The following is a 6566-nucleotide window of genomic DNA, read 5'->3' as shown; positions in this document are numbered from 1 at the left end:
GGCCATGCCCGCGAAGCTGTCGCGGGCATGGCCCGCTCCCATAATCTGTTCTCACACCCTCAAATCCCATGTAATCCGCCTTAGGCAGACCTAGATATAAGGCTGGAGCGGCGTTCAGCCATCTCGACGATGCACGCTGTTCCCCGCTGCAAAGGTCTCCCGGATCACCCGATCATCTCCCAGAGTAATCAGCGCGAACAGCCGCTCGGCCAGGTTGCTGCTCTGCTTGAGGCGATAGTCGATCAGCGGCGTGGCCTGGTAGTCGAGTACCACGAAGTCCGCGTCCTTGCCCGCCTCGAAGTTGCCGATGCGCTCGTCCAGATACAGCGCCCGGGCGCTGCCCAGGGTCGCCAGGTACAGCGACTTGAACGGATCGAGCTTCTGGCCCTGCAGCTGCATGATCTTGTAGGCCTCACTGAGCGAGCGCAGTTGCGAGAAGCTGGTGCCGGCGCCGATGTCGGTGCCCAGGCCTACGCGTACCTTGTGCTGCTCCATGCGCTTGAGGTCGAACAGGCCGCTGCCGAGAAACAGGTTGGAGGTCGGGCAGAAGGCCACCGCCGACCCGGTCTCGGCCAGGCGCTGGCATTCGGCGTCGCACAGGTGCACGGCGTGGGCGAACACCGAGCGCGGGCCGGTGAGCTGGTGCTTGTCGTAGACGTCCAGGTAGCCGCTGTTGTCCGGGAACAGCTCCTTGACCCACTCGATCTCCTGGCGGTTTTCCGACAGGTGCGTGTGCAGGTACAGGTCCGGGTATTCGCCCAGCAGACGCCCGGCCATGGCCAGTTGCTCCGGCGTGCTGGTCGGCGCGAAACGCGGCGTCACCGCATAGTGCAGGCGGCCCTTGCCGTGCCAGCGTTCGATCAGTTCACGGCTGTCGGCGTAGCCGGATTCCACCGTATCGGTCAGCGCCTCGGGGGCGTTACGGTCCATCAGCACCTTGCCGGCGATCATGCGCAGGTCCAGTGCGCTGGCCACCTCGAAGAAGGCGTCCACCGACTGTTTGTGCACGCTGCCGAACACCAATGCCGTGGTGGTGCCGTTGCGCAACAGCTCCTTGACGAACACCTCGGCCACTTCGCGGGCGTGGGCCTGGTCGGCGAAACGCATCTCGGTCGGAAAGGTGTAGGTATTCAGCCAGTCCAGCAATTGCTCGCCGTAGGCGCCGATCATGCCGGTCTGCGGGAAATGGATATGGGTGTCGATGAAGCCCGGGGTGATCAGCGCGTTGTCGTAGTGGGTCAGGGCGACGCCGGCCAGGCGCGGCAGCAGCTCGCTAGCCGGGCCCACGTCGCGCACCTTGCCGTCTTCGACCAGCAGAATGCCGTCCTCGAAATAGGCGTAGGACGCCTCGATACCGACTTCGGCCGGGTCGGCCAGGCTGTGCAGGATGGCGCCGCGGTAGGCGTGGGGGACGTTGGACATGGGGCCTCGATTCAATTCCGATGGAGCAGGGTGGGCTTCGCGGATGGCGATGCCCACTGGGCGAGCGCCCTGATAATGGGCGCTCGCCGCTGTGAGCCGGGATTCTGCGCGACAAGCGTGGCGTCGACAACTACGCCTGCGACGAATGTTGACCTGATGGTCAGGTGGTGGGGCGAGGCGCCGCGTCGTCGGGCTCGGCCGTTGTCGCATCGCCCTTCAGGGTTTCCGGCATGCCCAACAGCAGAAGGACCGCGCAGCCCGCCACCGCTGCCAGCACCAGAAAGGCGCTATCGTAGCCATTAGCCTCGGCGACATAACCGGCCAGGCCGTTGCTCAGCGCTGCGCCGATGCCGAACACGAGGCTCACGCTGGCCAGGCTGACGTTGAAATGGCCGCTGCCGTGTGTCAGGTCGCGCACCATCAGCGGAATCAGTGCGCCGAACAGGCCGGCGCCGATGCCGTCGAGCAATTGCACGGATACCAGCCAAACCGGATCGTCGCTCAGCGTATAGAGTACGCCGCGAATCGGCAGGATCAGAAAACCGGCCAGCAGCAGCGGCTTGCGCCCCCAGCGATCGGCGCGGGCGCCGACCAGCATGGCCGCCGGAATCATTACCAGCTGGGCGGCGACGATACAGGCCGAGATCAGTGTGGTCGCCAGCTCCGGATTGGCCAGCGCGAGCTTCTGCCCCACCAGCGGCAACATGGCGGCGTTGGCCAGGTGAAACAACGCGCAGCATAGTGCCAACAGTACCAGCGGCGGCTGGGTGAGCAGCTCGCGCAGCGGCGTCATGGCCGCGCCGACGTCGCGGCCACGGGCCAGGTCGGCATCGACGGCGCGCGCCGGAATGCTCAGCACCGACAGCAGGCTCAATATCGCCATGACGGTCATCAGGTAGAACACCGCCACAGGTCCCCACAGGTAGGCGAACAAACCCGCAAGCAGCGCGGCGGTGGCGTTACCGGCGTGGTTGAAGGATTCGTTGCGGGCAATACGGCGGGTAAACGCCTTTGGCCCGACGATGCCCAGGGTGATGCCAGCCAGCGCTGGGGCGAACACCGAAGACGCCATGCCGGCGGCGATCTGGCTGACCGCTACCCAGGCGAATTGCGCCTGCCACAGGGTGACCAAGCAGGCGAGGGTGACCAGAATGGAGGCGGCTGCGACCAGCAGGCGCTTGTCGCGCACCCAGTCGACCAGCGCGCCAGCCGGAATCTGCGCCGCCAGGCCGGCCAGCCCACCGAGGGCCATGACCAGGCCGATATCGCCGGGCTGCCACTTGTGCACCGAGAGCAGATAGATGGCGAGATAAGGCCCGAGCCCGTCGCGTACATCAGCCAGAAAGAAATTCAGGCGATCCAGCTTCGCTGCGCATGGGTACGTCTGCATGGGAACCTCGGGCGGCAAGAAAACGCGCCAGGCAATTGCGCTGGCCTGGCGATTGGATGCCAGCGAAGCGGCGGCGTTCCCTGTACATATGCGCGGGGCTTGCTGGAGCCTTGGCTGTGCTAAACTCCCGCCCCTTCTGGCCATTGGCCAGGCCTCACGCTCTCCAAGCATCGCGCCTCAAGGACCTATATGACGCTGTGCGCCGCTGACCTCCCTGCCAATCCGGTTGCCGTCTCGGCGAGTGCCTGCCCGTGCGCCTGAAATCCATCAAGCTGGCGGGCTTCAAGTCCTTCGTCGATCCCACCACGGTGAACTTCCCCAGCAACATGGCGGCGGTGGTCGGGCCTAACGGCTGCGGCAAGTCCAACATCATCGACGCCGTGCGCTGGGTTATGGGCGAAAGCTCGGCGAAGAACCTGCGTGGCGAGTCGATGACCGACGTCATCTTCAACGGCTCCAACACCCGCAAACCGGTGACCCAGGCCAGCATCGAGCTGATCTTCGACAACAGCGACAACACCCTGACCGGCGAGTACGCAGCCTTTGCGGAAATCTCCATTCGCCGCCGGGTGACCCGCGACAGCCAGAACACCTATTTCCTCAACGGCGTGAAATGCCGTCGTCGCGACATCACCGACATCTTCCTTGGCACCGGTCTGGGCCCGCGCAGTTACTCGATCATCGAGCAGGGCATGATCAGCAAGCTGATCGAGGCCAAACCCGAGGAGCTGCGCAACTTCATCGAAGAGGCGGCGGGCATTTCCAAGTACAAGGAACGCCGCCGCGAGACCGAGAGCCGCATCCGCCGCACCCAGGAAAACCTGGCGCGCCTGACCGACCTGCGTGAAGAGCTGGAGCGCCAGCTCGAGCGCCTGCACCGTCAGGCCCAGGCGGCCGAGAAGTATCAGGAATACAAGGCCGAGGAGCGTCAGCTCAAGGCGCAGCTGACCGCGCTGCGCTGGCAGACGCTGAACGAGCAGGTCGGCCAGCGCGAGGCGGTGATCGGCAATCAGGAAGTTTCCTTCGAGGCGCTGGTGGCCGAGCAGCGCAACGCCGACGCCAGCATCGAACGGCTGCGTGACGGCCACCATGAGCTGTCCGAGCGTTTCAACCTGGTGCAGGGGCGCTTCTATTCGGTGGGCGGCGATATCGCCCGGGTCGAACAGAGCATCCAGCACGGCCAGCAGCGCCTGCGCCAGCTGCAGGATGACCTGCGTGAAGCCGAGCGCGCGCGCCTGGAAACCGAATCGCATCTGGGCCATGACCGCACCCTGCTGGCCACCCTGGGCGAAGAACTGGCCATGCTCGACCCGGAGCAGGAAATCACCGCGGCGGCTGCCGAGGAATCCGCCGCTGCGCTGGAGGAAGCCGAGACCGGCATGCACGGCTGGCAGGAACAATGGGACGCATTCAATCAGCGCAGCGCCGAGCCGCGTCGTCAGGCCGAAGTGCAGCAGTCACGCATCCAGCAACTGGAGCAGAGCCTGGAGCGCCTCAGTGAACGCCAACGGCGCCTGGGCGATGAGCTGCAGCAGTTGGCCGCCGACCCGGAAGATGCGGCGATCATCGAGCTGGGCGAGGAGATCGCGGTCGGCGAGCTGGACCTGGAGCAATTGCAGGAACAGGAAGCCGAGCAGGCCGAGCGCCTGCAGCAATTGCGTGACGAACTGCAGCAAACCGGCCAGGCCCAGCAGCAGGCCCAGGGCGAGCTGCAACGCCTCAATGGTCGCCTTGCGTCACTGGAAGCCCTGCAGCAGGCCGCGCTGGATCCTGGCAAGGGCACGGCGCAATGGTTGCGCGACAACGGCCTCGAGCAGCGCCCGCGCCTGGCCGAAGGCCTGCGGGTGGAAGCTGGCTGGGAGCTGGCGGTGGAAACCGTCCTCGGTGCCGACCTGCAGGCCGTGCTGCAGGATGATTTCGGCGGGCTGGATTTCGCCGCCCTCAAGCAGGGCGAATTACGCCTGGTGTCGGCGGCCGGCGATAGCCAGCGCATCCCCGGCAGCCTGCTGGACAAGGTCGAGTCACCCGTGGACCTGGCGCCCTGGCTGGGCCGCGTGCGCCCTGTCGAAAACCTCGATCAGGCCCTGGCAGAACGCGCCACGCTGGCATCCGGCGAAAGCCTTGTCAGCCGCGATGGCTATTGGGTTGGCCGGCACTTCCTGCGTGTGCGGCGTGCCAGCGAGGCGCAGAGCGGAGTCCTGGCCCGGGCTCAGGAGCTGGAGACGCTGGGTCTGGAGCGGGACGAGCGCGAGGCCGCGCTGGCGCTGCTGGAGGAAAGCCTGCAGGCCCTGCGCGAGCGCCAGCGCCAGGAAGAAGAATTGCGCGAGCAGCAGCGCCGCCAGTTGCAGGATCAGGCGCGCCGCCTGGGCGAGCTGAAGGCGCGGCTGTCAGCCGGTCAGGCCAAGGCCGAGCAGTTGTTGCTGCGGCGTCGGCGCATCGAGGCCGAGCAGCAGGAGCTGGCCGAGCAGCGGGCCATGGAAACCGAACAGTTGGGTGAGGCACGCCTGTACCTGCAGGACGCCCTCGACAGCATGGCCCTGGATACCGAGCAGCGCGAAAGCCTGCTGGCCAGCCGCGATGCCTTGCGCGAGCGGCTTGATCGTGTCCGCCAGGAGGCCCGTCAGCACAAGGATCACGCCCACCAGTTGGCTGTACGCCTGGGTTCGCTGCGTGCTCAGCACGATTCCACTCGTCAGGCCCTGGAACGCCTCGAGCTGCAATCCGAGCGCCTCACGGAAAAGCGCGAGCAGCTCGACCTGAACCTGGAAGAGGGTGCTGCACCGCTGGAAGAGTTGCGCCTGAAACTCGAGGAGCTGCTGGAGCGGCGCATGGGCGTCGAAGAGGAGCTGCGCCTGGCGCGCCTCGCCCTGGAAGATGCCGATCGCGAACTGCGTGATGCCGAGAAGCGCCGCACCCAGGCCGAACAGCAATCGCAAATGCTGCGTGGCCAGCTGGAGCAGCAGCGCCTGGAATGGCAGTCGCTTAACGTGCGCCGCAAGGCCTTGCAAGACCAGTTGCTGGAAGAGGGCTTTGATCTGTACGGCGTGCTCGCCACCTTGCCTGAGGACGCCAGCGAGGCGGCCTGGGAGCAGGCCCTGGAACAGATGGCCGGGCGCATCCAGCGGCTCGGCGCGATCAACCTGGCGGCCATCGAGGAGTACCAGCAGCAATCCGAGCGCAAGCGCTACCTGGATGCCCAGAATGCCGACCTGGTCGAAGCACTGGATACCCTGGAAAACGTCATCCGCAAGATCGACCGGGAAACCCGCAATCGTTTCAAGGAAACCTTCGACCAGATCAACGCCGGCCTGCAGGCGCTTTTCCCGAAAGTTTTCGGCGGTGGCAGTGCATATTTGGAACTCACCGGCGAAGATCTACTCGATACCGGGGTGACCATCATGGCGCGTCCACCGGGCAAGAAGAACAGCACCATCCATTTGCTGTCCGGCGGCGAGAAGGCATTGACGGCGCTGGCGCTGGTTTTTTCGATCTTCCAGCTCAATCCGGCACCGTTCTGCATGCTCGACGAAGTGGACGCTCCGTTGGACGATGCCAACGTCGGGCGTTACGCGCGGCTGGTCAAGGAGATGTCGGAAACCGTGCAGTTCATCTACATCACCCACAACAAGATCGCCATGGAAATGGCCGACCAGTTGATGGGCGTGACGATGCACGAACCCGGTTGTTCGCGCCTGGTGGCGGTGGATGTCGAAGAGGCTTTGGCGATGGTGGACAGCTGAGAGGGCCGAACAGG

Annotated in this window: 3 protein-coding genes; 1 reads left to right on the top strand and 2 read right to left on the bottom strand. The window is 65.4% G+C overall.

Annotated features, from left to right (window positions below; all coding sequences use genetic code 11):
* Positions 1-114: 114 nt before the first annotated feature.
* Together guaD and PVA39_RS23030 are read right to left on the bottom strand one after the other, a co-directional pair.
* On the bottom strand, positions 115-1422 hold the full coding sequence (gene guaD / locus PVA39_RS23035) for a guanine deaminase (protein ID WP_274126054.1): 1308 nt from the start codon (positions 1420-1422) through the stop codon (positions 115-117).
* Between the two features lie 160 nt (positions 1423-1582).
* Positions 1583-2812, bottom strand: a complete 1230-nt coding sequence (locus PVA39_RS23030) for an MFS transporter (RefSeq protein ID WP_274126053.1) — start codon at positions 2810-2812, stop codon at positions 1583-1585.
* A 251-nt stretch (positions 2813-3063) separates the two neighbouring features.
* Here PVA39_RS23030 and smc point away from each other — a divergent pair, with 251 nt between their 5' ends.
* Positions 3064-6552: a chromosome segregation protein SMC gene (smc, locus tag PVA39_RS23025; protein ID WP_274126052.1), complete on the top strand. Its 3489-nt coding sequence runs from the start codon at positions 3064-3066 to the stop codon at positions 6550-6552.
* Positions 6553-6566: the final 14 nt, after the last annotated feature.

This window comes from Pseudomonas sp. CNPSo 3701 (assembly GCF_028674975.1).
Classification (GTDB): Bacteria; Pseudomonadota; Gammaproteobacteria; order Pseudomonadales; family Pseudomonadaceae; genus Aquipseudomonas; species Aquipseudomonas straminea.
Note: the sequence above shows the minus strand (reverse complement) of the source record. Positions and strands in the feature narration are given on the sequence as shown.